This is a genomic window from Micromonospora sp. NPDC005174 (assembly GCF_040608495.1).
In the GTDB taxonomy this organism is placed as follows: domain Bacteria; phylum Actinomycetota; class Actinomycetes; order Mycobacteriales; family Micromonosporaceae; genus Micromonospora.
Map to the genome: position 1 here is coordinate 62,544 of NZ_JBEXIJ010000020.1, position 26,218 is coordinate 88,761.

Here is a 26,218-nt window from a genome sequence, read left to right on the forward strand (position 1 = left end):
AGCGGTGACTAGACTGCCGCGGAACGACATCACACGCTTAGGAGTGCCGTGACACGCCGCCTTTTCACGTCCGAATCGGTCACGGAAGGCCACCCGGACAAGATCGCCGACCAGATCAGCGACGGCATCCTCGATGCGCTGCTCGCCGAGGACCCGCACAGCCGGGTCGCGGTCGAGACCATGATCACCACCGGCCAGGTGCACATCGCCGGCGAGGTCACCACCAAGGCGTACGCCGACATCCCCACCATCGTCCGCCGGACCATCCTCGACATCGGCTACGACTCGTCGAAGAAGGGTTTCGACGGCGCCTCCTGCGGGGTCAGCGTCTCGATCGGCGCGCAGTCCGAGGACATCGCGCAGGGCGTCGACAACGCCTTCGAGCTGCGCACCGGCGCGTCGGAGAGCGCGTTGGACGCGCAGGGTGCCGGCGACCAGGGCATGATGTTCGGCTTCGCCTGCTCCGAGACGCCGGAGCTGATGCCGCTGCCGATCGCCCTGGCCCACCGGCTGGCCCGCCGGCTCGCCGCGGTCCGCAAGGACGGCACGATTCCCTACCTGCGCCCGGACGGCAAGACCCAGGTCACCATCGAGTACGACGGGCTGCGCCCGGTCCGTCTGAACACGGTGGTGGTCTCCAGCCAGCACGCGGCGGACATCTCGCTGGAGTCGCTGCTCACCCCCGACGTACGCGACTCCGTGATCGCCCCGGAGCTGGAGAGCCTCGGTCTGGACACCGACGGCTACCGGCTGCTGGTCAACCCGACCGGCCGGTTCGAGATCGGTGGCCCGATGGGCGACGCCGGTCTGACCGGCCGCAAGATCATCGTTGACACCTACGGCGGGTACGCCCGGCACGGTGGCGGCGCGTTCTCCGGCAAGGACCCGTCCAAGGTGGACCGCTCGGCCGCGTACGCGATGCGGTGGGTGGCCAAGAACGTGGTCGCCGCCGGCCTGGCCGAGCGCTGCGAGGCGCAGGTCGCCTACGCCATCGGCAAGGCGCACCCGGTGAGCCTGTTCATCGAGACGTTCGGCACCGAGACCGTGCCGGTCGCCTCGATCGAGAGCGCCGTCTCCGAGGTGTTCGACCTGCGGCCGGCCGCGATCATCCGGGACCTCAACCTGCTCCGCCCGATCTACCAGCAGACCGCCGCGTACGGCCACTTCGGCCGGGAGCTGCCGGACCTGACCTGGGAGAGCACCGACCGGGCAGCCGACCTCAAGTCGGCTGCGGGAGCCTGACCGCCACCAGGCCCAGCGACCGGCGACCCGCGGACGGGTCGCCGGTCGCTCGCGTCTGCGTGGACGTGCCGCTGGCCCACCTGGACCGCCCGTTCGACTACCTGGTGCCGGCCGAGCTGGACGACGTGGCGGTGCCCGGCACCCGGGTCAAGGTCCGCTTCGCGGGGCAGGTGGTCGACGGCTGGCTGCTGTCCCGTGCGGACGACTCCGGGCACACCGGTCGGCTCGCCTACCTGGAGAAGGTCGTCTCGCCCGAGCCCGTGCTGACGCCCGAGGTCGCCGGTCTGGCCCGCGCGGTCGCCGACCGGTACGCGGGCAACCTCGCCGACGTCCTCCGGCTCGCCGTGCCACCCCGGCACGCCCGCGTCGAGAAGGAGCCCCACGACGAGCAGCCCACGCCGGCGGACGTCGCCGCGCCGGGGGAGCCCGTCGACCCGCGCGGCTGGCGGGACTATCCGGCCGGGCCGGCACTGCTGCGGGCGCTCACCGAGGGTCGGCCGGCCCGCGCGGTCTGGTCCGCGCTGCCCGGTGAGGATTGGGCCGCCCGCTATGCCGACGCGGTCGCCGCCACCGTGGCCGGTGGGCGCGGCGCCGTGGTCGTGGTGCCCGACGCGCGTGACCTCGACCGTCTCGACGCGGCGCTGACCGCCGTGCTGGGACCGGGGCGGCACGTCAGTCTCTCCGCCGCCCTCGGGCCGGCCCGGCGCTACCGGGCATTCCTCGCCGCCCGGCGGGGACAGGTGCCCGTGGTCGTCGGTACCCGGGCGGCGATGTTCGCCCCGGTGCGTCGGCTCGGTCTCGTCGCCGTCTGGGACGACGGGGACGACCTGCACTCCGAACCCCGCGCTCCCTATCCGCACGCCCGTGACGTCCTGCTCACCCGGGCGCGGCTCGGCGAGACCGCCGCGCTGGTCGGCGGGTACGCGCGTACGGCCGAGGCGCAGTTGCTGCTGGAGACCGGCTGGGCGCGTGAGGTGGTCGCCGACCGGGCGACGGTGCGGGCCCGGATCCCGACCATCGCGCCGACCGGCGACGACCCACAGCTCGCCCGTGACCCCGGTGCGGCCACCGCCCGGCTGCCCAGCCTGGCCTGGACGGCCGCCCGCGACGCGCTCCGGGCGGACCTGCCGGTGCTCGTGCAGGTGCCCCGCCGTGGCTACCTGCCCTCGGTCTCCTGCGCCGACTGCCGTACCCCGGCACGCTGCGCGCACTGCGCCGGCCCGCTCGCGCTGCCGTCGGCGGGCGGTACCCCCGCGTGCCGCTGGTGCGCCCGGGTCGCCGCCGCGTACGCCTGCCCGCAGTGCGGCGGGCGGCGGTTGCGGGCGGCGGTGACCGGCGCCCGGCGTACCGCCGAGGAGCTGGGCCGGGCCTTCCCCGACGTGCCGGTGCGGACCTCGGGACGGGAGGAGGTCCTGACCGACGTGCCTGGCACGGCGGCCCTGGTCGTCGCCACCCCCGGGGCCGAGCCGGTCGCGGCGGGCGGCTACGGCGCGGTGCTGCTGCTCGACTCGTGGGCCCTGCTGACCCGGGCCGACCTGCGCGCCGGCGAGGAGGCGCTGCGCCGCTGGCTGGCCGCGGCGGCCCTGGCCCGCCCGGCGCCGGCCGGCCGCGTGGTGGTCGTCGCCGACGGCGCGCTCGCCCCGGTGCAGGCGCTGCTGCGCTGGGACGCCGCCTGGTTCGCCGGCCGGGAGCTGGCCGAGCGCCGCGAGCTGGGCTTCCCGCCGGCCGTACGCATGGCGAGCGTCACCGGCCCGGCCGAGGCGGTGGCCGACCTGCTCGACGCGGCGCGGCTGCCCGCCGACGCCGAGGTGCTCGGGCCGGTGCCGGCCGACGAGGGGCGCGAGCGGATGCTCCTGCGGGTGCCCCGGGCGCGGGCCGCCGCGCTCGCCGAGGCCCTGCACTCGGCCGCCGGGCTGCGCGCCGCCCGCAAGGCCGCCGACCCGGTTCGTCTCCAGGTCGATCCGCTGAGCCTGTTCTGACCGTTTCGCGGGGGCTGCCGACGGGCACGAACCCTGGTGCGGGGGGCCGGTCCCCGCACACCGCGTCCGGCAAAGCGCTGGCGACGAGGTGGTAGCATCGCCCGTCATGCTCGGGCGTACGACGGCCGGTCGGACGCGATGTCGATGATGTCAGGAAGCCGGTTATCAGGGGTGGACCAGTCGTGACCGTTCGACAATCGATCGTCTTCAACGGCGACCTCGGCAGCGGCAAGAGCACGGTGTCGGTGGAGATCGCCAAGCGGCTCGGTATGCGCCGGGTCAGCGTGGGTGATCTCTATCGGGAGATGGCGCAGCAGCGGCAGATGACCGCCCTGCAACTCAACCTGCACGCCGAGCTGGACCAGGCCGTCGACGGGTACGTCGACCAACTTCAGCGCGACATCGCCGCCTCCGGCGAACACCTGATCATGGATTCGCGGCTGGCCTGGCACTTCTTCACCGACGCGCTCAAGGTGCACATGATCACCGAGCCGGGTGAGGCGGCCCGCCGGGTGCTGGCCCGCCCGTCCGGCCCGGCGGAGAGCTACGCCTCGCACGAGGAGGCCAAGGCCAAGCTCCGCGAGCGCAGCGCGAGCGAGCGGAACCGGTTCATCCTCCGCTACGGGGTGGACAAGGCGCGGTTGCGCAACTACGACCTGATCTGTGACACCACCCGGGCCTCCGCCGCCGAGGTGGTCGAGCACATCGTCGCCGCGTACGAGGGCACGCTCGGCGCCGACGTGCTGCGCGACGGTCGGCCGCTGCTGCTGCTGGACCCGGCTCGGGTCTACCCGACCGAGGACATCGCCACCCTGCGTGGTCTCTGGGACAGCGAGTTCGTCGGCGACGTGGCCGAGGCCGGCGACGAGTCGTTGGAGCCGCTCAAGATCGGCTTCACGGGGGAGTACTTCTTCGTCGTCGACGGTCACCGGCGGCTCAGCGCCGCCCTGCAGAACGGCTTCTCCCTGGTGCCGGCCCAGCTGGTCGCCGAGGTCGACGAGCCGGTGGTCGGCGGGATGAGTGCCGTGGACTACTTCGCCGCCCAGGTGCGGCCGGGCCTGGTCTACGACTGGGAAGCGGCCCACAAGATCCACATGCCGCTGCCGGAGCCGGCGCTGCTCCGCGGCGACGCCGTGCTCGCCGCGGACACGGGCGTCGGCGCCTGAACGCCTGCCGGGGTGGACTTGATGAGGAGCGGTATACCTCAGAGGAATAATTGTTCCCCTGAGGTATACCGCTCCTCGCCACATCAGCAGGGCGGCCAGCCGTGCGTGCCGGGCCGACGCACGGGTTGCGCGCCGGCCCGACTGTCAGCCTGATTGCCCCTGCACTCGGAAGGCGTCAGCCCAGGACGACTCCGGAGGCACCGACGCCGGCCATGCCGGAGAAGATGTCCTCGTAGTAGAACCGCCAGGCGCACACCCGTCCGGCGTTGACGTATCCGGTGCACGCCGTCGTGGTGTTGGTGTCGTCGATGGCGGTGTTGGTGCCGGTCGCCCAGACCTGGAGGGTGTTCGCCGCGTTCACGATCTCCACCGGGCCGCCGCTGTCACCCTGGCCGACGCCGTTGGTGTGGGTGGTGTTCTCGGCCTGGACCTGACCGCAGACCGTGCCGAAGTCCCGCACGTTGATGCACAGGTTGCGGGCCTTGACCTGGATCGAACACCGGGTGCCGGAGTACGCGCCCGAGCTGCACACCCAGTTGCCGACCTGGCTGGCCTGCGCGCCGATCACCTGGTTGCTGAACTCGCTGACCACCGCGCCGGCCGCGTCCGTGCTGTTGTTGAAGACCCGGCCGCCGCCGCTGCCCGAGATGAGCAGGGTGTCGCTGCTGACGTTGCGGCTGATGACGGTGCCGATGGTCTGCCCGGTCGGGTCGGCCGCCACGACGTTCAGGTTGGCGCAGTGCGCGGCGGAGAGCACCCGCGACACCCCGCCCGCAAAGACGCCGAAGCCGGTCGAGCAGCCGCCACCGGTGGAGGTGTTGCGCCACGCGGCGCCACCCCACCAGGGCGGACTGTCGTCCCACCGGGTGGCGGGAGCGGCGGCGACGCCGGTCTGCACGGTCACCGGGACACCGGCGAGAGCCGTCGCCCCGAGCAGCCCGCTCTGCGTACCCACGAGCAGGCCCGCGCCGTCGGCGCGCGGCCCGACCGTGGTGATCTTGTCGCCGGCCGTGGCGCGTAGCTTGTCCGCCGCGGCCATCAGCTCCCGCTGCGAGTACGCGGCGGGCAGCACCGTCGTCGCGACGGTGGCCCGAGCATTGGCCACCAGTCGGGCCGGCGGCTCGCCCTTCCAGTAGACCTGGAGATGACGGGTGGCGGGATCGGCGACGATGCCGGCGAATCCGGAGTTCGCGCTGCGCTGCGCGGCGTTGGTGATCTGGGCGGCGGCGGTGTTCATCCGCTGCTGCAACTGGAGCAGCTCCGACCAGGAGGCGAAGCCGCCGGGCACCGCGGTGCTGTCGACGAACGATCCGGTGGTGGTGGCCTTGCCCTTCGGCGCGGCGGTGGCCGACGTGGCGGTCACGCCCGTGACGAGCAGCGTGAGGCCGCAGGCGGCCACGGCGATGCGACGCAGCATCGACGCGGACCGTCGGGCGTTCGGGTGTGGACGGATCATCTGTACCCCTTCCCCAGGGTTCGTGGCGCGGGCCGAGCCCGCACCAGGGACGGTGGCACGCGACGTCCGATCCGTACGGCGATCCTGGACGGGACTGGACACGGTCGGACACCGGTGGACGCCGATGGACTCGTTCGGCCGGGAAAGGTCTGATGTGGAACTGTCAGACATCGGCGATCTCCTATCTGAGCGCCGGTGGCCGCAACTAGCCTGCCCGTGTCGGCATCCGGGGCGGCCGGGTGACCGGGAGGGGGTGGGGGCCGCATGTCCGACCAATGGGTTGCTCCCGGCGTTCGTCCCAGGCCGCAGGAGTCGCCCGAGGCGTGCGAGGTGGCGCGCCGCGCCGTCGCGGCGCAGACCCTGCCGGATCTGGCCGCACTGCTGCGCCAACTGCGTCGCCGCGAAGCACGGCAGCAGGGCGAGACCCGGCTGACGTACCGGCAGTTGGCGGCCAAGACGGGCTGGTCACGCGGCATCATCGGGGAGTACTTCGCCGGCAACGTCCTGCCCCCGCCGGAGCGGTTCGACGCGCTCATCCGACTGCTCGGTGCGAGTCCCACCGAGCAGGGTGTGCTGGCCACCGCACGGGACCGGATCGAGGAGCACCGTCGACGCCCGACCCGGGACCAGGCGGCCAGCGCGCCGACGGGCGTCGGGGTCGTACGCGCCAGGGGCGGTGACGCACGGGTCGTCTCCACGCCGAACCGTCTCCCCGTACCCCGCCAACTGCCGCCGGCGCTGCCCGGATTCGTCGGACGTACCGCCCAACTCGCCCAGCTCGACGCCGCCTGCGCCGCCGCGGACGCCCCCGGTGACGGCGGCCTGGCGCCCGCCACGGTGGTGACGCTCTCCGGCACGGCCGGGGTCGGCAAGACCACCCTGGCGGTGCACTGGGCGCACCGGGTCGCCGATCGGTTCCCGGACGGGCAGCTCTACGTCGACCTGCGCGGATTCGACTCCACCGGGACGGTCGTGACGGCTGCCGAGGCGGTCCGGGGTTTTCTCGAAGCCCTCGAGGTGCCGCCCGAACGGATTCCCACCCACCTGAGCGCGCAGGTGGGTCTCTACCGCAGCCTGCTCGCCAGCCGCCGGATGCTGGTGCTGCTCGACAACGCCCGCGACGCCGAGCAGGTCCGGCCGCTCCTGGCCGGCAGTCCGACCTGTCTGGTCCTGGTCACCAGCCGCAACCGGCTGGCCGGCCTGGTCGCCGCCGAGGGCGCCCGGCCGGTCGGCGTGGAGCTGCTCAGCGCCGCCGAGGCGTGGCAGTTGCTGGCCCGCCGGCTCGGCGCGGACCGCCTGACCTCCGAGCCGCAGGCCGTGGACGAGATCATCGAGCGGTGCGCACGGTTGCCGCTGGCGCTGGCGGTGCTCGCCGCGCGGGGGGCGGCGAATCCCGGGTTCGCCCTGTCCAGCCTGGCCGCGGAGCTGCGGGGAGCGCTCCGTCCGCTGGACTCGTTCGACGCCGGTGACGCCAGCACCGACGTACAGGCCGTCTTCTCCTGGTCGTACCAGAGCCTCACGCCCGCGGCCGCGCGGCTGTTCCGGTTGTTCGGCTGCCACCCGGGCCCGGACATCGGTGTGGCGGCGGCGGCCAGCCTCGCCGGGCTGCCCCGGGAGCAGGCGCCCCGGCTGCTGGCGGAACTGGCCCACGCACACCTCGTCACCGAGCACGCGCCCGGGCGCTTCGGCGCGCACGACCTGCTCCGGGCGTACGCCGCACAGCAGGCCGAACGATTCGAACCGGCGCCGGCCCGGCGGGCCGCGATCCGGCGCGGACTGGACCACTACCTGCACACCGCCCACGCGGCCGCGCTGCTGTTGCAGCCGGGCCGGGACCCGGTCACCCTGGCCCCGGCCCCACCCGGTGTGGTGCCCGAGAAGATCACCGACCACGGTCGGGCGCTCGCCTGGTTCACCGTCGAGTACCCGGTGCTCCTGGCGGCGGTCGCGCACGCCAACCGCGTCGGGTTCGACGGCCACGCCTGGCAGCTGGCGTGGACGCTGGTGGACTTCCTGCAACGGCGTGGGCGGTGGCCGGACCTCGCCGCCGCCCAGCGGACCGCCCTGGCCGGTGCCCGGCGGGCGGGTGACCGACTCGGGCAGGCGAACGCCCACCGCGACCTCGCCCGGGTGCTGTCCCGGCTGGGCCGGGTGGACGAGGCGGCGAGCAACTACCGGCACGCCCTGGCGATCTTCGGGGCGTTGGGTGACCACACCGGGCAGGCGCGCACCCACCGGGCGTTCGGCGCGATGTTCGACGGTCTCGGCCGGCACGCCGAGGCGTTGGAGCACGGCCAGCGGGCGCTGGCGCTGTACCGCGACGCCGGCCACCTGGCCGGTGAGGCGAGCGCCCGCAACGCGGTCGGTTGGGCGCACGCCCAGCTCGGCCAGTACGCCCCGGCGCTCGCGCACTGCGGACAGGCGCTGGAGTTGCTGCGCCGCACCGGCGACCGGCACGGCGAGGCGAACACCTGGGACAGCCTCGGCTTCGTCCACGCGCGGCTGGGTGACCACCGGGAGGCGATCCGCTGTTACGGCCGGGCGCTGCGGCTGTACCGGCGGATCAGCGACCGCTACGACGAGGCGGACACCCTGTCCCGGCTCGGCGAGAGTCGGCAGGCGGCGGGGGACGCGGTCGGCGCGGCGCGGACCTGGCAGCGTTCCCTGCGCATCCTCGACGACCTCGGCCATCCCGACGGCGAGCGGGTCCGGGCCCTGCTGGCCCGGACCGCGGTTGCGGAGCCGGTTCGGTGACGCTGGGCACACCGCCGGTGGCCGATCGAGGTACGCCGGCCGGCGCGCTGCCGGGCACTCCGTAGACTGGTACGGCACCGCTCGCCCGTCCGACGAAGGAGCCATCCCGCGTGACCGTCCAGCCCATCCGTCTGTTTGGGGATCCGGTGCTGCGCACGCCGGCCGATCCGGTGGTCAACTTCGACGCCGAGCTACGTCGGCTCGTCGCCGACCTCACCGACACGATGCGTGAGCAGAACGGCGCCGGTCTGGCCGCGCCGCAGCTCGGCGTGAGTCTGCGGGTGTTCACCTTCGACGTCGACGACGTGCTCGGGCACCTGATCAACCCCGTGCTGGAGTTTCCCGACGAGGAGGAACAGGACGGCCCGGAGGGCTGCCTGTCGATCCCCGGGCTCTACTTCGACACCAAGCGTCGGCAGAACGTCGTCGCCAAGGGCTTCAGCTCGTTCGGCGACCCGATGCAGATCGTCGGCAGCGGTCTGATGGCGCGCTGTGTGCAGCACGAGACCGACCACCTCGACGGGGTGCTCTTCCTGGACCGACTGGACGCGCAGGGGCGCAAGGAGGCCATGAAGGCGATCCGCCAGGCCGAGTGGTACGACGGTTCGGCTCCGCCCACGGTCAAGCTGAGCCCGCACATCAGCGACCCCTTCGGTCTGGGGCGCTGACCCGGATGCGCGTGATCTTCGCCGGCACCCCGGCGGTGGCCGTACCGGCCCTGGCCGCCGTCGCGGCCTCCCAGCACGACCTGGTCGCCGTCGTCACCCGACCCGACGCGCCCGCCGGACGGGGGAGGGGCCTGTCCCGGTCCCCGGTCGGCACGTGGGCCGACGAACACGGCGTGGAGGTGCTGACGCCGGCCCGGCCCCGCGACCCGGAGTTCCTCGACCGGCTGCGCGAGCTCTCGCCGGACTGCGTGCCGGTGGTGGCCTACGGCGCGCTGGTGCCGCCGTCCGCGCTGGAGATCCCTCGCCACGGCTGGATCAACCTGCACTTCTCGCTGCTGCCGGCCTGGCGGGGCGCGGCGCCCGTGCAGCACGCCGTCCTGCACGGCGACGAGCTGACCGGAGCCAGCGTCTTCCAACTGGAGCAGGGCCTGGACACCGGGCCCGTCTACGGCATCCTGACCGACGAGATCCGCCCCGGCGACACGTCCGGCGACCTGCTGGAACGGCTCGCCGACTCCGGCGCGGGGCTGCTGGTGGCGGTGCTCGACGCCATCGCCGACGGCACCGCCCGCGCCGAGCCGCAGCCCGCCGACGGGGTGACTCTGGCGCCGAAGCTGACGGTGGAGGACGCCCGGGTCCGCTGGAGTGACCCGGCCTTCGCGGTGGACCGGCGGATCCGTGCCTGCACCCCGGCCCCCGGCGCGTGGACGACCTTCCGCGACGAGCGGGTGAAGCTCGGTCCGGTCGTCCCGGTGCCCGACGGCCCCGAGCTGAAGCCGGGGGAGTTGCTGGTGGAGAAGACGCGGGTGCTGGCCGGCACGGCGACCGTGCCGGTGCGACTCGGCGAGGTCCGCGCCGCGGGCAAGCGGGCCATGGGCGCGACCGACTGGGCGCGCGGCGTCCGGGTGGGCACTGGAGAGGAATTCGCGTGACGGCACCGGAGGGGACCCGCCCGACGCGCTCCGGCTCGTGGGCCGATCGGGGCGGGGATCGGCGACCGGTCCGCCCACCGATGGACCGACCGCGCCGCGCCGCGTACGAGGCGGTGGCGGCGGTGCACCGCGACGACGCGTTCGCCAACCTGGTGCTGCCCATCATCCTGCGCGACGAGGGGTTGTACGGCCGCGACGCCGCCTTCGCCACCGAGCTGACCTACGGCACGCTGCGCCACCTGGGCACCCTGGACGCGATCCTCAGCGACGCGTCCGGCCGGGACGTGGCCCGGATCGACCCGCCGGCGCGCGACGCGCTGCGGATCGGCGCGTACCAGTTGCTGCACACGCGGGTGCCCCCGCACGCCGCCGTGTCGTCGACCGTGGACCTGGTCCGCTCGGTCGCTCCGGGTGCCGCCGGGTTCGCCAACGCGGTGCTGCGTGAGGTGTCGACCCGCGACATCGACGCGTGGGTGGCCAAGCTCGCCCCGCCCATGGAGACCGACCCGGTCGGGCACCTCGCGCTGGCGTACAGCCACCCGCAGTGGATCGTGCGGGCGTTCTCCGAGGCGCTCGGCGGTGACCTCGGTGAGACGGCCCGACTCCTGATCGAGGACAACGAGCGCCCCCCGGTGCACCTGTGTGCCCGGCCCGGCCTGATCGACCCGGTCGAGTTGGCCGACGAGGTCGGCGGAGCGCCCGGTGCCTTCTCGCCGTACGCCGTCTATCTGCCCGGCGGGTCGCCGGGCGACATCCCGGCGGTGGTCGACGGCCGTGCCCACGTGCAGGACGAGGGCTCCCAGCTGGTGGCCACCGCGCTCGCCGACGCGCCGCTGGACGGCCCGGACGGACGCTGGCTGGACCTCTGCGCCGGCCCCGGCGGCAAGGCCGGGCTGCTCGGCGCGCTGGCCGCGCAGCGGGGCGCCCGCCTGACCGCCGTGGAGGTGGCCGAGCACCGGGCCCGGCTGGTCTCCCTGGCGACCCGGGACCTGCCGGTGACCGTGCTGACGATGGACGGCCGCGAGGTCGGCGGCGACCCGAAGCTGCCGGAGGGCCACTTCGACCGGGTGCTGGTGGACGCGCCGTGCACCGGGCTGGGCTCGCTGCGTCGCCGGCCCGAGTCGCGCTGGCGTCGCCAGCCGTCGGACCTGCCGCCGTTGACCCGGTTGCAGCGTGAGCTGCTGGGCGCGGCGCTGCGGGCGGTCCGGCCGGGCGGACTGGTCGCGTACGTCACCTGTTCGCCGCACACCGTGGAGACGCACGTGACGGTCACCGAGGCGGCCCGTCGCAGCGGCGCCACGGTGGACTTCGTCGACGCCCGGCCGCTGCTGCCCGCCGGTATGCCCGGACTGGGTGACGGCCCGACGGTGCAGCTGTGGCCGCACCGGCACGGCACCGACGCGATGTTCCTCGCCGTCCTGCGCAAGGGCTGACACGACGACGCCCCCGGCCCGAGACGGGGCCGGGGGCGGTACGACGAACGGGTCAGGTGACCGGGAGGCCCTTGTTGCCGGCGTTGCGCATGGAGCGGGTCAGGTTCCGGTCGCTGATCCACAGGAAGCACTGCACGCCGCGGTTGCCGTTCTTCCACTCCTGCTCGTACGGCTGGTAGTAGATCGTCCCGGCGCGAAAGTCGAGCTTGGAGTCGTCCGGCACCTTGGCGTACTTGGCGGTGACCGACTGGCACGCTTGGTGGGTGCGCTTGGTGGTGCGGTTGAATTCCGCGTAGCTGATGTCGGGGGCCTGCCAGATCCCGACGAACTCGGCGTGGTGCTTCGCGGTGCAGGACACCGCGACCATCTCCTCGATCTTGTCCTTGACCAGCTTCGGGTTGAAGCAGCGGTACGCCAGCGGTGCCGCGCCGCTCAGCGCGCCCCGCAGGCTGCCGGTGCGTAGGTCGACGGCGGTGTCGTCGATGCTGGCGATCTCGGTGACGTCACAGCGGTACCAGCGGGCGCCGCCGGCCCAGGCGGGCGCGGACGGCAGCACGACGGTCAGTCCGAGGCGTCCGGAGCGCCAGTCGCCGCCGACCGCCTTGGTGACCTCCTTGTCGCAGCCGGACTGGGCGGCCCGCATGCCCTCCGAGCCCGGCGGCGGGGTCGTGCCGCGCTCCGCCCCGGGGCCGGTGAGCGTGCCGACGTGGACGGTCTCCACCCGGTGCGCCTCACTGCACTCCATCGGGTTGTAGCCGCTGAGGAAGCCGACCTGCTGGGAGGAGTGGTGGCAGACACCCGCGGCGGGGACGAACTGCTGCGCCGCCACCGGCGCCGGCCAGTCGTCGACCAGGTTCCGGTCGACTCCGGCGGGCGCGCCACAGCCGCTGAGCGCCAGCGCCACCGCCGCGCTCCCGGCAACCGCCGTCAACCACCGTCGCATCGTTCGACCTCCCGCCGCTGGTGACCTCCGGCCGGCCCCAGCCGGCCGGTAGCGCCACGGCGCAGCAGCATACGGCACCATGGCTCAGATGGCGGGCAGTCCCTCGGGGCCGGCGCCGCGCATCGAACGGGTGAGTTTGCGATCGTCGCTCCACAGGAAACAGCGCACCCCGCGGTCGCCCTCCTCCCACTCCCGCTGCGACGGTGGGTAGTAGATGGACCCGGCCCGGTACGGCAGCTCGCTGTTGTTGGGCACTGCCACGTACGTGGCGATCAACGCCATACAGCGCCGGTGTGCCTGCTCGCCCGCGCGGGAGAAGGCCGCCCAGTTCAGGTCCTTCTCCTCGTAGACGCCGACGAACTCGGCGCGGTGCGGCTCGGTGCAGAGGACCGGGGCCATGTAGTTGAGGTTGTCGCCGATGAGCTTGGGATCGAAGCAGCGGTGTGTCAGCGGGCTGTCGCCGATCAACGCGCCGCGCAGGCTGCCGACCCGGTTCACCGGCCGGGTGTTGTCGATGCTGTCGGTCTCGCTGAGGTCGCAACGGAACCACCGTGCGCCTCCGGTCCAGGCCGGTGCCGTGGGCAGCGAGAGGGTCAGGGTGAGCCGCGCCGCGTGCCAGTCGCCGCCGAGCACCTCCCGGGCCCGCTGGTCGCACTCGGAGCGGGCCGCGCGCAACGCGGTCGTGCCGGGGCCCGGCCGAGCCCCGGCACGCGCCGCGGGGCCGGTGAACGTGCCGACGTGGATCGCCTCGGCGAGGTGGCTGTGGGCGCAGTCCACGGTCTCGTACGTGCTGGCCTGCACGACCGAGGTGATCCGGGGCAGGCAGGTGTCGGTGGCCGGGGTGAAGGGTCGTGGAACCCGCAGCTCCGGCCAGTCGTCGGTGAGATCACCGTCCGCGCCCCGCGCCGGCGCGCAGCCGGACAGCAGCATCGTCGTGACGCCGACCAGCGCCAGCGCTGCAAGCCACCGTCGCATCGTCCGCCCTCCCGGGAGCTGGCGACCGGTCACCGCGCCCCGCGGCGCGACCCCGGCGGGCGTGGAGCCTACGGCACCGTCCCGCTTGGAGTGTCGTCGCGTTTGGGTCGATCGGCCAGCCACTGATGTCTGTTCGTCCGGAATCGATGGCCCGGACCGGCTTATTCTGCACTACTGGTCACTGCTGGATCACACCGTGTCGGAGTTGGTGCCGTGCTGCGGGCGGCGGGTGGCCGCGTTCGTACACTGGCCCCGTGACCGTACCGCCGCCGATCGTCGCGCCGAGCATCCTGGCCGCCGATTTCGCTCACCTCGCCGAAGAGGTCCGTGCCGTCGAGGACGCCGCGGACTGGTTGCACGTGGACGTGATGGACAACCATTTCGTGCCCAACCTGACCATCGGACTGCCCGTGGTGCAGAGCCTGCGGGCCGCCACCACGATGCCGTTCGACGTGCACCTGATGATCTCCGATCCGCGCCGCTGGGCGCCCGGGTACGCCGACGCCGGGGCGTACAACGTCACCTTCCACGCGGAGGCGGCCGACGACCCGGTGGCCCTGGCCAAGGACCTGCGCTCGGCCGGCGCGAAGGCCGGACTGGCCATCGACCGGGACACCCCGATCGAGCCGTACCTGGACCTGCTGCCCAGCTTCGACACCCTGCTGATCATGACGATCAAGGCGGGCTTCGGCGGTCAGCGGTTCATCCCGCAACTGCTGGACAAGGTCCGCGCCGCCCGCCGGCACGTGAACGCCGGGCACCTGGAGCTGCGCATCGAGGTGGACGGGGGGATCGCCGCCGACACCATCGAGCAGGCGGCCGCCGCCGGTGCCGACGCGTTCGTGGCGGGGACCGCCGTCTACGGCGCCGCCGACCCGGCGGAGGCGGTCCGGCACCTGCGGGCACTGGCGGAACGCGCGGCGCCCGAGGCCTGAGGTGGAGCCTGAGGTCGATCGCAAGGACGTGATCCTCGTCGTGGACGACGACGAGGACATCGCCCGGTTCGTCGAGTTCAACCTGCGGTTGCACGGCTTCGAGGTGATCCACGCCAGCGACGGTCAGGAGGCCCTGGAGATCATCGAGCGGCAACGGCCGGACCTCGCGGTGGTCGACCTCATGATGCCCCGTGTCGACGGTCTGGAACTGACCCGGCGGCTGCGTGCCGACCCGATGACCTCCGCCCTGCCGGTGATCATGTTGACCGCCAAGGGAATGACCGTGGACAAGGTCCACGGGCTCAGCGCGGGCGCGGACGACTACCTGGTCAAGCCGTTCGACACCGCCGAGTTGGTGGCCCGGGTCTCCTCGACGCTGCGGCGCAACAAGGAGTTCCGGGAGGTCTCCCCGCTCACCGGACTGCCCGGCAACAGCCGCATCCGTCGGGAGATCAGCGACCGGGTCCGCCAGGGGGTCGACTACGCGGTCGGCTACATCGACATCGACCGGTTCAAGAGCGTCAATGACCGGTACGGCTTCGTCCGGGGCGACGACTTCATCTCCGCGCTGGCCCGCAGCCTGCACCGTGCGGTGGTGGCGGTGGGTCTGCCGCCGGCCTTCCTCGGCCACGTCGGCGGCGACGACTTCGTGATCGTCTGCGCGCCCGACCAGGTCCGCCCGCTCACCTCCCGGGCGGTGGTCGACTTCGAGAAGTCCGCCGACACGCTCTACGACCCGACCGACCGCGAGCGCGGCTTCGTCGAGTTGAAGGACCGACGCGGCAACATCCGACGGGCGGCCCTGGTCACGCTCTCGATCGGCGTCTCCCTGTCCGACGCCGGCAAGCGCTTCACCGACCCGCTCGAGGCGATCGCGGTGGCCTCGGAGATGAAGACGGTCGCCAAGAGCCAGCCGGGGTCGTACGTCGCCGTGGACCGGCGGCGCGGTGTCCCCTGAGGCGTGATCCCGCTGTGAAGTAGCTCGCCTCGATAACGACACACCGGGTTCGGCGTGTAAGACTGCGAAGTACCCACCACGCGCTGGCGGGACTCGGTGAAATTCCGAACCGGCGGTGATCCACGGTCAGACCGTGGTCAGCCCGCGACCCGGACGGCTTCGGCCGCACGGTGGACCTGGTGAAAATCCGGGGCCGACGGTTGGGAGCGGTTCGTCCGCGCCCAGACAGTCCGGATGGGAGACAGCGCGCGGGACGGACGGGTCCGAGCCGGCCGCTGGCTTCAGCGTGCCTGCCGCCCTTCCCGGGGCGGCTGTGCCGTACCCGGAATCCGCCGCCGCCTGCCCGCGGTCCATGCCGCCTCCCTGACCCGCCCGCGCGCACCGGCGAGTGAGAGGGCAGGGCAGGGCGATGGCCAGCGTCTCCGTCGACGAGGCGATGCGGCGTGCGATCGAGCTGGCGGCACGCGGGCTGGGTACCACCAGCCCGAACCCGGTTGTCGGGTGCGTGCTGCTCGACGAGGACGGCCAGGTCGTGGGCGAGGGCTTCCACGCCTACGCCGGCGGGCCGCACGCCGAGATCGTCGCCCTGGCGCAGGCCGGGCGGCGCGCGAAGGGCGGCACCGCGGTCGTCACTCTGGAACCCTGCGACCACACCGGCCGCACCGGCCCCTGTAGCACCGCGCTGGTCCAGGCCGGGGTGGCCCGCGTGGTCATCGCCGTGCCGGATCCGAACCCGGTGGCCTCCGGCGGCGCCGCCACGTTGCGCTCCGCCGGGCTCCAGGTGGACCTGGGGGTACGCGGTGACGAGGCCGAGGCCGGAAACGTGGCCTGGTTGACCTCGATGCGCCGGGGCTGGCCGTACGTCATCTGGAAGTACGCCGCCACCCTGGACGGCCGGTCCGCCGCCGCGGACGGCACCAGCATGTGGATCACCTCGGAGGCGGCCCGGATCGACGTGCACGCCCTGCGCGGCACTGTCGACGCGGTCATCGCCGGGGTGGGCACCGTGCTCGCCGACGACCCCCGCCTGACCGCCCGGAATCTGCGCGACGGCAGCCTCGCCATCCGGCAGCCGCTGCGGGTGGTGGTGGACAGCTCGGGACGTACCCCGGTCGACGCCCGGGTCCGCGACGGCGCCGCGCGGACGTGGATCGCGACCGCCGCCGAGGTCGGCGCGGGTCCGGACGGCCGGGTCGACCTGCCGGCGCTGCTCGCGGCGCTGCACCAGCGCGGCGTCCGCGCGGTGCTGCTGGAGGGTGGGCCCCGGCTGGCCGGGGCGTTCCTCGCCGCCGGGCTGGTGGACAAGATTGTCGGGTACGTCGCGCCGCGGCTGCTCGGCGCCGGCCCCACCGCCCTGGTCGACGCGGGAGTGACGACCATCGCTGAGGCCATCGATCTGGAGTTCGTCGACGTTACGCAGGTCGGTCCGGATCTCCGGATCACCGCTTTGCCCCGCAAGAGGGAGGCCTGACATGTTCACTGGCATTGTCGAGGAATTGGGCGAGATCGTGCGCGTCACGGCCACGGCGGGCGATTCGGCGCTTCTCGCCGTGCGCGGGCCGTTGGTCACGTCCGACGCCCGCCACGGTGATTCCATCGCCGTCAACGGTGTCTGCCTGACCGTCGTGGACGCGACGGACGGCGTCTTCACCGCCGACGTCATGGGCGAGACCCTGCGCCGCTCCGCGCTGGGCGCGCTGCGCCCCGGCGACCCGGTCAACCTGGAGCGGGCCGCGGCGCTGGGCAGCCGTCTCGGCGGGCACCTCGTGCAGGGCCACGTTGACGGCGTCGGCGAACTGATCTCCCGGGAGCCGGCCGAGCAGTGGGAGACCGTGCGGTTCCGGCTCCCCGCAGGGCTGTCCCGCTACGTCGTGGAGAAGGGGTCGATCACCATCGACGGCGTCTCGTTGACCGTCGCCGAGGTGGGCACGGACGAGTTCGCCGTCGGGTTGATCCCCACCACCCTGAAGCTGACCACCCTCGGTGCGAAGCACGTCGGCGACCCGGTCAACCTCGAGGTCGACGTGGTGGCCAAGTACGTCGAGCGGCTGCTGGGCAGCCGGCTCGCCGACACCGGTGAGGTGGCCTGATGAGCGCCCTCGGTTGGCTGCTCGACGCCCAGGTGCAGGTGGCCGGCTCGCCGGTGCTGGTCCGGGAGATCGTCGGCAACGCGTTCGGCCTGATCTCCGCGCTGCTCGGGCTGCGTCGGCTGGTCTGGGCGTGGCCGGTCGGCATGATCGGCAACGCGCTGCTGTTCACCGTCTTCCTCGGCGGGGTGTTCGCCACCCCGCAGGCCCACGACCTGTACGGGCAGGCCGGCCGGCAGGTCTTCTTCTTCCTCGTCAGCGTCTACGGCTGGTGGCGGTGGCGACGCAACAGCCGCGCCGACGCCCAGCACGCCGCGGTGCTGCCGCGCTGGGCCACCGGTCGGGAGCGGCTCGCGATGCTGCTGGTCGCCGTCGTCGGCACCGCGGCGGCGTACCCGCTGCTCAAGGCGCTGGGCTCCTGGGGTCCGCTGCCGGACGCCTGGATCCTCACCGGCAGCCTGCTCGCCACCTACGGCATGGCCCGCGGCTGGGTCGAGTTCTGGCTGGTGTGGATCGCGGTGGACGTCGTCGGCGTGCCGCTGCTGCTGCGCGGCGGGTTCTACCCGTCGGCGGCCATGTACCTGGTCTACGGCGCGTTCTGCGCCTGGGGCTTCGCCGCCTGGTGGCGCACGTCGCGCGCCACCCGGCCGGCCACCGCACTCCCGCCCACCTACACGGAGGCCGTCGCATGAGCAGCTTCGCCGACATCGAGCAGGCGGTCGCCCAGATCGCGGCCGGACGGCCCGTCGTCGTGGTCGACGACGCGGACCGGGAGAACGAGGGCGACCTGATCTTCGCGGCCGAGTTGGCCACGCCGGAACTGATGGCGTTCATGGTGCGCTACACCTCGGGGTACGTATGCGTGCCGTTGACCGAGAGCGAGGCCGACCGGCTCGACCTGCCGCCGATGCACCACACCAACCAGGACCGGCGCGGCACCGCGTACACGGTGACCGTGGACGCCCGGGAGGGGATCAGCACCGGCATCTCGGCGGCCGACCGGGCACACACGATCCGGCTGCTCGCCGCCGCCGCCACCGACCCGACCGACCTGGCGCGTCCCGGTCACGTCGTGCCGCTGCGCGCCCGCGAGGGTGGGGTGCTGCGCCGGCCAGGGCACACCGAGGCGGCGATCGACCTGACCCGGCTCGCCGGCCTGCGCCCGGCAGGCGTGCTCTGCGAGCTGGTCAACGACGACGGCACCATGATGCGGTTGCCGGATCTGGAGAAGTTCTCCGCCGAACACGGCCTCGTGCTGATCACCATCGCCGACCTGATCGCCTACCGGCGGCGTACCGAGAAGCAGGTCGAGCTGGTGGCCGAGGCGCGGATGCCGACCCGGCACGGGGTGTTCCGGGCGCTCGGCTACCGCGCCGAGCACGACCCGGCCGAGCACGTCGCCATGGTCATCGGTGACCTCGGCGACGGCCAGGACGTGCTGGTCCGGGTGCACTCCGAGTGCCTGACCGGGGACGTGTTCGGCTCGCTGCGCTGCGACTGCGGACCACAGTTGGACGCCGCGCTGGCCCGGGTCGCCCGCGAGGGCCGGGGCGTGGTCCTGTACGTGCGCGGCCACGAGGGGCGCGGCATCGGGCTGCTGCACAAGCTCCAGGCGTACCAGTTGCAGGACCAGGGCCGCGACACCGTGGACGCCAACCTGGACCTGGGTCTGCCGGCCGACGCGCGCGACTACGGCACCGGTGCGCAGATCCTCTACGACCTGGGCGTGCGCTCGATGCGGCTGCTGACCAACAACCCGGCCAAGCGGGCCGGGCTGGAGGGCTACGGGCTGACCATCACCGGCCGTGAGGGTCTGCCGGCCGGCGCGCACCCGGAGAACCTGCGCTACCTGCGCACCAAGCGGGACCGGATGGGTCACCTGCTGGACGAGTTGGACGAGATGTCCGAGGCGCCGCTGGGGCGTCCGGTCGCCAACGACGAGATCGGAGCATGACGATGGCGGGTTTCGGTGAGCCGGGAGTCGACGCGGTGGACGCCGCGGGGCTGACCGTCGGCGTGGTGGCCGCGCGCTGGCACGGCGACCTGACCGACCACATGCTGGAGCGCGCGGTCGCGGCCGCCGAGGCGTGCGGCGCGCGATCCGTGGTCGCCCGCGTCGCCGGCTCGGTCGAGTTGCCCGTCGTCGCCCAGGCCCTCGCGCGCCGCTGCGACGTGGTGGTCGCGCTCGGCGTGGTCGTGCGCGGCGCGACCGCCCACTTCGACTACGTGTGCCGTTCGGTCACCGACGGGCTGACCCGGGTGGCGTTGGACGAGGGCAAGCCGGTCGCGCACGGTGTGCTCACCGTGGAGACCATCGAGCAGGCCCGGGACCGGGCGGGGCTGCCCGGCTCGGCGGAGGACAAGGGCTGGGCGGCGACCGTCGCGGCGCTCGACGCCGCGCTGGCCGTGCGTACGGTCGCCGCCGGCAACGCCCAGCGGGTCGGCTTCGGCGGCTGACCGCCCCTCGGTCGGCCGTCCGCTCTCCGGCGGTGGCCCGGCCTTGGCGGTGGCCGGGCCTCGGGCGGTGGCCGGGCCTTTGGTGGCCGGCTCGTCAGAGCCGGCCGGCCTCGATGATCCGGCGCAGGAACTGGCGGGTCCGGGGCTGCGTCGGCTCGCCGAGCACCTGCTCCGGCGGGCCGCTCTCGACGACGCGCCCGGCGTCGAGGAAACACACCTCGTCGGCGACCTCGCGGGCGAAGCCCATCTCGTGGGTGGCCAGCACCATGGTCATGCCGTCGGCCTTCAGAGCCCGGATCATCGTCAGCACCTCGCCGACGAGTTCCGGGTCCAACGCCGAGGTGACCTCGTCGAGCAGCATCAGCCGGGGCGAGTTGGCCAGCGCCCGGACGATCGCCACCCGCTGCTGCTGCCCACCGGAGAGCCCGTCCGGATAGGCGTGCGCCTTCGCGCCCAGACCCACCCGGTCGAGCAGGTCGCGGGCCTGGGCCTCGGCCTCGGCACGGGAACGTCGGTGCACGCGCCGGGGCGCGAGGGTGATGTTGTCCAGCACGCTCAGGTGCGGAAACAGGTTGTACGCCTGGAACACCATGCCGATCCGTCGACGTACCCGGTCGGCGTCGACACGCGGGTCGGAGATGTCCTCCCCGTCCAGCTCGATGGTGCCGTCGTCCACCTCGTCGAGGAGGTTCACGCACCGCAGGAGAGTCGACTTGCCCGACCCGGACGCCCCGATCAGGGCCACCACCCGGTGCTCGGCGACCGTCAGGTCGAGCCCGTCCAGCACGACGTGGCCCCCGTACTCCTTGCGCAAGCCACGACAGCGCAGCAGCGTCACGGTCAGCCTCCCGACTGCCGACGGGCCGAGCGCAGCGTCACCCAGTCGGTGACCGCGATCAGCGGGATCGCGAGCAACACGAACAGCACGCCCGCCACGACGTACGGGGTGTAGTTGAACGACTGGGCGGTCGCGATCTGGGCGGCGCGTACCGCGTCGATCGGACCGGCGAGCGAGACCAGCCCGACGTCCTTCTGCAGGGCCACCACGTCGTTGAGCAGCGGTGGCGCCACCCGGCGGACGGCCTGCGGCAGCACCACGTGCCGCATCGTCTGCCGGTAGGTCAGACCCAGCGAACGAGCCGCGGCGAGTTGGCTGGGGTGCACCGACTCGATGCCGGCCCGGAACACCTCGGCCAGGTAGCCGCCGTAGGTGAGCACCAGCGCGATTCCGCCCAGCACCAGCACCGACGGCATGCCCCGCAGCCGCAACCCGGGCACGCCGAGGGTGAGCAGGTAGAGCACGATGATCAACGGCAGGCCGCGGAACGTGTACGTGTAGCCGGCGGCCAGCGCCCGTACCGGAAAGAAGATCGGGCCGCGCAGCGTCCGCAGCACGGCGATCACCAGCCCGAGCAGCAGCGCGCCGGCCGCGCAGCAGACCAGCAGCCGTACGTTGAGCCAGAGCCCGTCCAGTACGGCCGGCAACGCGTCGGCGGCGATCCTCGGGTCCAGGAACGATCGCCGTACCCGGTCCCAGCCCGGCGCGCCGGTCACCGCGACCACCAGCAACGTGCCGAGCGCCGCCGTGGAGGAGGCCGCGATCAGCACGCTGTAGACGGTCTGTCGACGCCGGTACGCCGACCGCCGGACCTGCGCCGCGGAGGGGGTGTGGTCCCGCGGCGTCACTTCAGCTCGGCCGCCCCTGCCACCTGCGCGAGCCACTTCTGTTCCAACTCCCTCAGCGTGCCGGCCTCGCTGAGCTGACCGACCGCGCCGCTCACACAGCGGGTCAGCGGTGAGTTCTTGTCCAGCAGCAGCCCGAACACCTCCGGCACGCCCACCTGCGGCACCTGCCCGACGATCACCGCGTCGGTGATCTCCGCGCCGGTGATGTAGAAGGCCGTCGGCAGGTCCACCACGAGACCGTCGATCTGCCCGTTCTGCAGGGCCTTCTTGGCGTCGTCGTTGCTGTTGTAGACCTGCGGCTTAGCCGTCGGCTTGATCACCTCGGTGATCGCCTGGTAGCTGGTCGTGCCCACCTGGGCGCCGAGCTTGGCGCCGCGCAGGTCGGCCAGGGCGGTCTTGCCGGCGATCTTCGACGACTTGAGCGCGATGACGGTCTGCCGCACCAGGTAGTACGGCGCGGAGAAGTCCACCGCCTGCTTGCGCTCCTCGGTGATGGAGAACTGGTTGATGTCGAAGTCGAAGCTCTTGGGGCCGGGCGCGATCGCCGTGTCGAACTTGACCCGCGTCCACGTGACGTCGCCCCGGGCGTAGCCCAGCTTCTCGGCCACCGCGTACGCGACGGCGGCCTCGAAGCCCTCCCCGTTGTCCGGCTTGTCCTGCCGGAACCACGGCTCGTAGGCCGGCTGGTCGGTGGCGATGGTGAGCTTGCCCGGCGTACGGGTGGGCAGGCTGTCCTTGGCGCAGGACGGAGCGGCGGTGACGGTGGGGGTCGGTTCGTCCTGCGGCGCGCATCCGGCGATGGCGGCGACGACGGTGCCGGCGAGGGTGAGCGCGATGAGACGCGAGCGGCTGGCCATGGCGGACAGCGTAAAGCTCAACGAGCATCGATCGAAGATCTTCCCACCGCGATGGTAGGGAATTGTCCGCCTGCTGGGTTGGGTCGGACCCGGACTCGGGGCCCCGGCCCGGCGGCTGGAAGAATCGTTCCCCGTGAAGACGTTCGAGGAGTTGTTCGCCGAGCTGCAGGCCAAGGCCGCCGCCGGCACCCCGGGCTCGGGCACCGTCGCCGCGCTGGACAAGGGCGTGCACTTCATCGGCAAGAAGGTCGTCGAAGAGGCGGCCGAGTCGTGGATGGCCGCCGAGCACGAGGGGCCCCAGCGCACCGCCGAGGAGATCTCCCAACTGCTCTACCAGGTCCAGGTGCTGATGCTCGCCAGCGGTCTCGAACTGAAGGACGTCTACCGACATCTGTGAGTGCGCCCCGTCGTTGATCAGAATCGATCGAAGGAGCACTCCGTCATGTTGCGTGTCGCCATCCCCAACAAGGGCACCCTCGCCGAGCCGGCCGCCCAGATGCTGCGCGAGGCGGGCTACCGCCAGCGCACCGACCCCAAGGACCTCGTCTGCCGCGACGAGGGCAACGACGTCGAATTCTTCTACCTGCGTCCCAAGGACATCGCCACCTACGTCGGCTCCGGTGACCTCGACCTCGGCATCACCGGCCGCGATCTGCTGATCGACTCGGCCGCACCCGCCGAGGAGGTTGTCGACCTCGCCTTCGGCCGGGCCACCTTCCGCTTCGCCGCCCGCCCCGACGACATCGCCTCCGTGCAGGAGCTCGGCGGGCACCGGATCGCCACCGCCTACCCGGGGCTCGTCGAGCGGCACCTCGACGAGGCGGGCGTCAAGGCCGAGGTCATCCGCCTCGACGGCGCCGTGGAGAACGCCGTACGCCTCGGTGTCGCCGACGTGATCGCGGACGTGGTGGAGACCGGCGCGACGTTGCGTCAGGCGGGCCTCGTGGTGTTCGGCGAGCCGCTGCTGCTCTCGTCGGCGGTGCTGGTCCGCCGTGCCGGCGCGCCCGCCCACGCCCAGGCCGAGCAGCTGATGCGCCGCCTGCACGGCGTGCTGGTGGCCCGCCGCTACGTGATGCTCGCCTACGACGTGCCGGCCGGTCTGCTGGACCGGGCCAGTGGGCTGACCCCCGGCATCGAGTCACCCACCGTCTCGCCGTTGCACCGCGAGGGCTGGGTGGCCGTGCAGGCCATGGTGCTCAGCGACGACGTGCACCGGATCATGGATGAGCTGTACGACCTCGGGGCCCGCGCCATCCTGGTGACCAACATCCACGCCTGCCGCCTCTGACGGGTATCACCGCGGCCTCGGCGGGTGTGCGTCGGTGGAGCGGACGTGAGTGGCAGACTGATGGGGTGAGTGACACCCAACTGGTCCGCCTCAAGCCTCGCCGCATCCGGGTGGTGTGCTGGTCGGCGGCGATCGTGCTGGTGGTGGTGTTCGCCCTGGTGGCCACCTCGCTGACCGGGTCGACCGGCGACGGGTACGGCAGCTTCCAGCGCGGTGACCAGATCGCCATGATCGGCCTCGGCATCTTCGGCGCGCTGGGTTTCCTGTTGTTCACCCGCCCCCGCGTGGAAGCGGACGGGCGGGGCATCCGGGTGCGTAACGTCATCAGCTCCTACGAGCTGCCCTGGGAGGTCGTCCGGGGCGTTCGCTTCGATCGTGGCGCGCCGTGGGCCAGTCTCGAGCTGTACGACGACGACCTGCTGCCGTTGGTCGCGCTCCAGGCGGCCGACAAGGAGTTGGCCGTCGACGGGGTCCGCGCCCTGCGCCGGCTGCACGAGGCCCACCTGGCCCGCCGCGCCGAACGCGCCGTCGGCACCTGAGCCGCCCCTCGCGCCGCGCCACGCCGCGCCGATTTCTCGCTCGGAGGCAGCAACTTCCCGGAAGTTGCTGCCTCCGGCCGTCGAGAAGCAGCAACTTCCGGGAAACTGTGCAGATCTTGGGGCGCCAGCGCAGGATCACGAGCCCAGCGCCGGCCCAGCGCGGCCCGAGCATCGTCGGCTGGGCGATGCCGGGTGGGTGTCCGGTTTGGGAGTGGGCGGGGCGACGGTGTAGTGTTGTCGAGTCGACCAGGCTGTCTCCGCGTGCGAGCAGACAGCCTCGAAAGCGGAGCGCCTGCTCCCACCCGAGTCGCCGCTACGGTGGCCGGGTCCGGTCACCGGTTCCGGGCATGTCCCGGTCCCGGATGCGCGATCCTGTGATCGTGCCGACCGGTCGAGCGGGCCCTGGCATATGCCGGGGCCTTCTGTTTTCCGGGTCGGTTCCCATCCGGGAGCCGCAGGGGTCGGCACCTGAGCAGAAACGACTCGAGGAGGCCCCATCAGCGTCGAACCACGCGTGAACGAGCAGATCCGGGCACGTGAGGTCCGACTGGTCGGTCCCGAGGGTGAGCAGGTGGGCATCGTCCCGCTGGAGCGCGCCCTTCAGCTGGCCGCGGACGTCGATCTGGACCTGGTCGAGGTTGCGCCGATGGCGCGCCCGCCGGTGTGCAAGCTCATGGACTTCGGCAAGTTCAAGTACGAGAGCGCACTCAAGGCGCGCGAAGCGCGGCGTAACCAGCAGCAGACCGTCATCAAGGAAATGAAGCTTCGGCCGAAGATCGACCCGCACGACTACGAGACCAAAAAGGGTCACGTGGTGCGGTTCCTCAAGGCGGGCGACAAGGTCAAGGTGACGATCATGTTCCGCGGTCGCGAGCAGAGTCGCCCGGAGCTGGGTTACCGGCTCCTGCGTCGGCTCGAATCCGAGATCACGGACCTGGGATACGTCGAGGCCGCTCCGAAGCAGGACGGCCGAAACATGATCATGGTTCTCGCTCCGCTTCGGGCCGTCAAGGCCTCCGCGGTCGCCGCCACGGCGTCCCGCGGTGCACCTCGGGACCGGGCAGTGGACGAGTCGGCCGTTTCGGCAGCCGATGAGACCGCGGCGGTCGATGAGACCGCAACGGCCGATGAGACCGCAACGGCCGGCGAGACCGCAACGGCCGGTGACACCGGCACCGCCGCCGAAACCAGCGGCAAGTAACAGGGAGAAGACGTTCCACATGCCGAAGATGAAGAGCCACACGGGTATGGGCAAGCGGGTCAAGGTGACCGGCCGTGGCAAGATCGTGGCCGAGCAGGCTGGCAAGCGCCACCTGCTGGAGGGTAAGTCCTCCACCCGTACGCGCCGGTTGACCGGCACGGTCGAGGTGGCCAAGGCTGACGTCAAGCGCATCAAGAAGCTGCTCGGCCGCTGACGCGCGCCACCTTACCTAACTAGGAGTTGAGATGGCACGCGTCAAGCGGGCTGTAAACGCCCAGAAGAAGCGTCGTACCCTGCTGGAGACCGCGAGTGGTTACCGCGGTCAGCGCTCCCGGCTGTATCGCAAGGCCAAGGAGCAGGTGCTGCACTCGATGCAGTACGCCTACCGGGACCGTCGCGACCGCAAGGGCGACTTCCGGCAGCTGTGGATCCAGCGGATCAACGCGGGCGCCCGGGCCAACGGGATGACCTACAACCGTCTGGTCCAGGGCCTGCGTCTGGCCGGCATCGAGGTCGACCGCAAGATCCTGGCCGACATGGCCGTCAACGACGCCGCCTCGTTCGCGGCGATCGTCGAGCTGGCCCGGGCCGCGGTCACGGCCGAGGGCACCGGTGGCGCGGCGGCTCAGGCCGCCTGATCCCCACGCACCAGAGCGAGGCGT

General features: G+C 72.6%; 26 protein-coding genes and 1 riboswitch. Of the genes, 20 read left to right on the forward strand and 6 right to left on the reverse strand.

Features of this window, described 5'->3' with window-relative positions; all coding sequences use genetic code 11:
• Positions 1 to 48 precede the first annotated feature (48 nt).
• From metK to ABZU91_RS21660, 3 genes are all read left to right on the forward strand, one after another.
• Complete coding sequence (gene metK / locus ABZU91_RS21650; RefSeq protein ID WP_355243178.1) at positions 49 to 1,242, forward strand: methionine adenosyltransferase; 1,194 nt, start codon at positions 49 to 51, stop codon at positions 1,240 to 1,242.
• Positions 1,239 to 3,221 carry a primosomal protein N' gene (locus tag ABZU91_RS21655; protein WP_355243331.1) on the forward strand — a complete coding sequence of 661 codons (1,983 nt, stop codon included), beginning with the start codon at positions 1,239 to 1,241 and terminating at the stop codon, positions 3,219 to 3,221. The genes metK and ABZU91_RS21655 overlap by 4 nt, the downstream gene beginning before the upstream one ends.
• Positions 3,222 to 3,403: 182 nt before the next feature.
• The gene (locus ABZU91_RS21660) at positions 3,404 to 4,387 is read left to right on the forward strand and encodes an AAA family ATPase (RefSeq protein WP_355243181.1); all 984 of its coding nucleotides are present in this window, start codon (positions 3,404 to 3,406) and stop codon (positions 4,385 to 4,387) included.
• Between the two features lie 175 nt (positions 4,388 to 4,562).
• Here the strand turns inward: ABZU91_RS21660 and ABZU91_RS21665 are convergent, their stop codons facing one another.
• Complete coding sequence (locus tag ABZU91_RS21665; protein WP_355243184.1) at positions 4,563 to 5,843, reverse strand: hypothetical protein; 1,281 nt, start codon at positions 5,841 to 5,843, stop codon at positions 4,563 to 4,565.
• A gap of 264 nt (positions 5,844 to 6,107) precedes the next feature.
• Between ABZU91_RS21665 and ABZU91_RS21670 the strand changes: the two genes are divergently transcribed.
• The 4 genes from ABZU91_RS21670 to ABZU91_RS21685 all read left to right on the forward strand — a co-directional run bounded on the left by ABZU91_RS21670 (position 6,108) and on the right by ABZU91_RS21685 (position 11,630).
• Positions 6,108 to 8,597 (forward strand): tetratricopeptide repeat protein, encoded by a 2,490-nt coding sequence (locus tag ABZU91_RS21670; protein WP_355243187.1) that lies wholly within the window; start codon positions 6,108 to 6,110, stop codon positions 8,595 to 8,597.
• A 110-nt stretch (positions 8,598 to 8,707) separates the two neighbouring features.
• On the forward strand, positions 8,708 to 9,265 hold the full coding sequence (gene def, locus ABZU91_RS21675; RefSeq protein ID WP_355243190.1) for a peptide deformylase: 558 nt from the start codon (positions 8,708 to 8,710) through the stop codon (positions 9,263 to 9,265).
• Between the two features lie 5 nt (positions 9,266 to 9,270).
• Entirely contained in the window at positions 9,271 to 10,197 is a 927-nt protein-coding gene (gene fmt / locus ABZU91_RS21680) for a methionyl-tRNA formyltransferase (RefSeq protein ID WP_355243193.1), read from the forward strand.
• Positions 10,194 to 11,630 carry a transcription antitermination factor NusB gene (locus ABZU91_RS21685; RefSeq protein WP_355243196.1) on the forward strand — a complete coding sequence of 479 codons (1,437 nt, stop codon included), beginning with the start codon at positions 10,194 to 10,196 and terminating at the stop codon, positions 11,628 to 11,630. The genes fmt and ABZU91_RS21685 overlap by 4 nt, the downstream gene beginning before the upstream one ends.
• A 52-nt stretch (positions 11,631 to 11,682) precedes the next feature.
• Here ABZU91_RS21685 and ABZU91_RS21690 read toward each other — a convergent pair whose 3' ends face one another.
• A complete protein-coding gene (locus ABZU91_RS21690) occupies positions 11,683 to 12,573 on the reverse strand; it encodes a septum formation family protein (RefSeq protein WP_355243199.1) in 891 nt (296 codons plus the stop codon).
• Positions 12,574 to 12,657: 84 nt separating this feature from the next.
• Complete coding sequence (locus tag ABZU91_RS21695) at positions 12,658 to 13,548, reverse strand: septum formation family protein (RefSeq protein WP_355243202.1); 891 nt, start codon at positions 13,546 to 13,548, stop codon at positions 12,658 to 12,660.
• A gap of 254 nt (positions 13,549 to 13,802) precedes the next feature.
• Between ABZU91_RS21695 and rpe the strand changes: the two genes are divergently transcribed.
• The 7 genes from rpe to ribH all read left to right on the forward strand — a co-directional run bounded on the left by rpe (position 13,803) and on the right by ribH (position 19,985).
• Positions 13,803 to 14,483: a ribulose-phosphate 3-epimerase gene (gene rpe / locus ABZU91_RS21700; RefSeq protein ID WP_355243205.1), complete on the forward strand. Its 681-nt coding sequence runs from the start codon at positions 13,803 to 13,805 to the stop codon at positions 14,481 to 14,483.
• A gap of 1 nt (position 14,484) precedes the next feature.
• Positions 14,485 to 15,441, forward strand: a complete 957-nt coding sequence (locus ABZU91_RS21705) for a response regulator (protein WP_355243208.1) — start codon at positions 14,485 to 14,487, stop codon at positions 15,439 to 15,441.
• A gap of 78 nt (positions 15,442 to 15,519) precedes the next feature.
• Positions 15,520 to 15,691, forward strand: a riboswitch (FMN riboswitch).
• A 159-nt stretch (positions 15,692 to 15,850) separates the two neighbouring features.
• The gene (gene ribD / locus ABZU91_RS21710) at positions 15,851 to 16,912 is read left to right on the forward strand and encodes a bifunctional diaminohydroxyphosphoribosylaminopyrimidine deaminase/5-amino-6-(5-phosphoribosylamino)uracil reductase RibD (RefSeq protein ID WP_355243211.1); all 1,062 of its coding nucleotides are present in this window, start codon (positions 15,851 to 15,853) and stop codon (positions 16,910 to 16,912) included.
• A 1-nt stretch (position 16,913) separates the two neighbouring features.
• Positions 16,914 to 17,531 (forward strand): riboflavin synthase, encoded by a 618-nt coding sequence (locus tag ABZU91_RS21715; RefSeq protein WP_355243214.1) that lies wholly within the window; start codon positions 16,914 to 16,916, stop codon positions 17,529 to 17,531.
• Complete coding sequence (gene pnuC, locus ABZU91_RS21720; protein ID WP_355243217.1) at positions 17,531 to 18,220, forward strand: nicotinamide riboside transporter PnuC; 690 nt, start codon at positions 17,531 to 17,533, stop codon at positions 18,218 to 18,220. The genes ABZU91_RS21715 and pnuC overlap by 1 nt, the downstream gene beginning before the upstream one ends.
• The gene (locus ABZU91_RS21725; protein ID WP_355243220.1) at positions 18,217 to 19,482 is read left to right on the forward strand and encodes a bifunctional 3,4-dihydroxy-2-butanone-4-phosphate synthase/GTP cyclohydrolase II; all 1,266 of its coding nucleotides are present in this window, start codon (positions 18,217 to 18,219) and stop codon (positions 19,480 to 19,482) included. The genes pnuC and ABZU91_RS21725 overlap by 4 nt, the downstream gene beginning before the upstream one ends.
• A 2-nt stretch (positions 19,483 to 19,484) precedes the next feature.
• Positions 19,485 to 19,985, forward strand: a complete 501-nt coding sequence (gene ribH, locus ABZU91_RS21730; protein WP_151487814.1) for a 6,7-dimethyl-8-ribityllumazine synthase — start codon at positions 19,485 to 19,487, stop codon at positions 19,983 to 19,985.
• A gap of 94 nt (positions 19,986 to 20,079) precedes the next feature.
• Here ribH and ABZU91_RS21735 read toward each other — a convergent pair whose 3' ends face one another.
• Genes ABZU91_RS21735 through ABZU91_RS21745 form a run of 3 tightly spaced genes read right to left on the reverse strand, consistent with a single transcriptional unit; the run spans position 20,080 to position 22,528 of the window.
• On the reverse strand, positions 20,080 to 20,823 hold the full coding sequence (locus tag ABZU91_RS21735) for an amino acid ABC transporter ATP-binding protein (RefSeq protein WP_355243223.1): 744 nt from the start codon (positions 20,821 to 20,823) through the stop codon (positions 20,080 to 20,082).
• Positions 20,824 to 20,825: 2 nt separating this feature from the next.
• Positions 20,826 to 21,671 (reverse strand): amino acid ABC transporter permease, encoded by an 846-nt coding sequence (locus ABZU91_RS21740; RefSeq protein WP_355243226.1) that lies wholly within the window; start codon positions 21,669 to 21,671, stop codon positions 20,826 to 20,828.
• Complete coding sequence (locus tag ABZU91_RS21745) at positions 21,668 to 22,528, reverse strand: ABC transporter substrate-binding protein (RefSeq protein WP_355243229.1); 861 nt, start codon at positions 22,526 to 22,528, stop codon at positions 21,668 to 21,670. Before ABZU91_RS21745 ends, ABZU91_RS21740 begins: the two co-directional genes overlap by 4 nt.
• 133 nt (positions 22,529 to 22,661) lie before the next feature.
• On the opposite strand from ABZU91_RS21745, the gene ABZU91_RS21750 reads away from it, so the two are divergent.
• The 6 genes from ABZU91_RS21750 (at position 22,662) to rplT (ending at position 26,194) form a co-directional block, all read left to right on the forward strand.
• Positions 22,662 to 22,925: a phosphoribosyl-ATP diphosphatase gene (locus ABZU91_RS21750; RefSeq protein WP_089016570.1), complete on the forward strand. Its 264-nt coding sequence runs from the start codon at positions 22,662 to 22,664 to the stop codon at positions 22,923 to 22,925.
• Positions 22,926 to 22,970: 45 nt separating this feature from the next.
• On the forward strand, positions 22,971 to 23,816 hold the full coding sequence (gene hisG / locus ABZU91_RS21755) for an ATP phosphoribosyltransferase (protein WP_355243233.1): 846 nt from the start codon (positions 22,971 to 22,973) through the stop codon (positions 23,814 to 23,816).
• A 65-nt stretch (positions 23,817 to 23,881) separates the two neighbouring features.
• Positions 23,882 to 24,355 (forward strand): PH domain-containing protein, encoded by a 474-nt coding sequence (locus ABZU91_RS21760; RefSeq protein ID WP_355243236.1) that lies wholly within the window; start codon positions 23,882 to 23,884, stop codon positions 24,353 to 24,355.
• A 514-nt stretch (positions 24,356 to 24,869) separates the two neighbouring features.
• Positions 24,870 to 25,556, forward strand: a complete 687-nt coding sequence (infC, locus tag ABZU91_RS21765; RefSeq protein WP_355243239.1) for a translation initiation factor IF-3 — start codon at positions 24,870 to 24,872, stop codon at positions 25,554 to 25,556.
• 19 nt (positions 25,557 to 25,575) lie between these two features.
• Positions 25,576 to 25,770: a 50S ribosomal protein L35 gene (gene rpmI / locus ABZU91_RS21770; protein ID WP_110566082.1), complete on the forward strand. Its 195-nt coding sequence runs from the start codon at positions 25,576 to 25,578 to the stop codon at positions 25,768 to 25,770.
• A gap of 31 nt (positions 25,771 to 25,801) precedes the next feature.
• The gene (gene rplT / locus ABZU91_RS21775) at positions 25,802 to 26,194 is read left to right on the forward strand and encodes a 50S ribosomal protein L20 (protein WP_355243243.1); all 393 of its coding nucleotides are present in this window, start codon (positions 25,802 to 25,804) and stop codon (positions 26,192 to 26,194) included.
• Positions 26,195 to 26,218: the final 24 nt, after the last annotated feature.

What these genes read in the sequence shown, in the direction of transcription:
- ABZU91_RS21665 (WP_355243184.1), bottom strand. Translation starts at nt 5,843, where the DNA reads ATGATCCGTCCACACCCGAACGCCCGACGGTCCGCGTCGATGCTGCGT.
- ABZU91_RS21670 (WP_355243187.1), top strand. Translation starts at nt 6,108, where the DNA reads ATGTCCGACCAATGGGTTGCTCCCGGCGTTCGTCCCAGGCCGCAGGAG.
- fmt (WP_355243193.1), top strand. Translation starts at nt 9,271, where the DNA reads ATGCGCGTGATCTTCGCCGGCACCCCGGCGGTGGCCGTACCGGCCCTG.
- ABZU91_RS21690 (WP_355243199.1), bottom strand. Translation starts at nt 12,573, where the DNA reads ATGCGACGGTGGTTGACGGCGGTTGCCGGGAGCGCGGCGGTGGCGCTG.
- ABZU91_RS21695 (WP_355243202.1), bottom strand. Translation starts at nt 13,548, where the DNA reads ATGCGACGGTGGCTTGCAGCGCTGGCGCTGGTCGGCGTCACGACGATG.
- ribD (WP_355243211.1), top strand. Translation starts at nt 15,851, where the DNA reads ATGGCCAGCGTCTCCGTCGACGAGGCGATGCGGCGTGCGATCGAGCTG.
- ABZU91_RS21715 (WP_355243214.1), top strand. Translation starts at nt 16,914, where the DNA reads ATGTTCACTGGCATTGTCGAGGAATTGGGCGAGATCGTGCGCGTCACG.
- pnuC (WP_355243217.1), top strand. Translation starts at nt 17,531, where the DNA reads ATGAGCGCCCTCGGTTGGCTGCTCGACGCCCAGGTGCAGGTGGCCGGC.
- ABZU91_RS21725 (WP_355243220.1), top strand. Translation starts at nt 18,217, where the DNA reads ATGAGCAGCTTCGCCGACATCGAGCAGGCGGTCGCCCAGATCGCGGCC.
- ribH (WP_151487814.1), top strand. Translation starts at nt 19,485, where the DNA reads ATGGCGGGTTTCGGTGAGCCGGGAGTCGACGCGGTGGACGCCGCGGGG.
- ABZU91_RS21745 (WP_355243229.1), bottom strand. Translation starts at nt 22,528, where the DNA reads ATGGCCAGCCGCTCGCGTCTCATCGCGCTCACCCTCGCCGGCACCGTC.
- hisG (WP_355243233.1), top strand. Translation starts at nt 22,971, where the DNA reads ATGTTGCGTGTCGCCATCCCCAACAAGGGCACCCTCGCCGAGCCGGCC.
- rpmI (WP_110566082.1), top strand. Translation starts at nt 25,576, where the DNA reads ATGCCGAAGATGAAGAGCCACACGGGTATGGGCAAGCGGGTCAAGGTG.
- rplT (WP_355243243.1), top strand. Translation starts at nt 25,802, where the DNA reads ATGGCACGCGTCAAGCGGGCTGTAAACGCCCAGAAGAAGCGTCGTACC.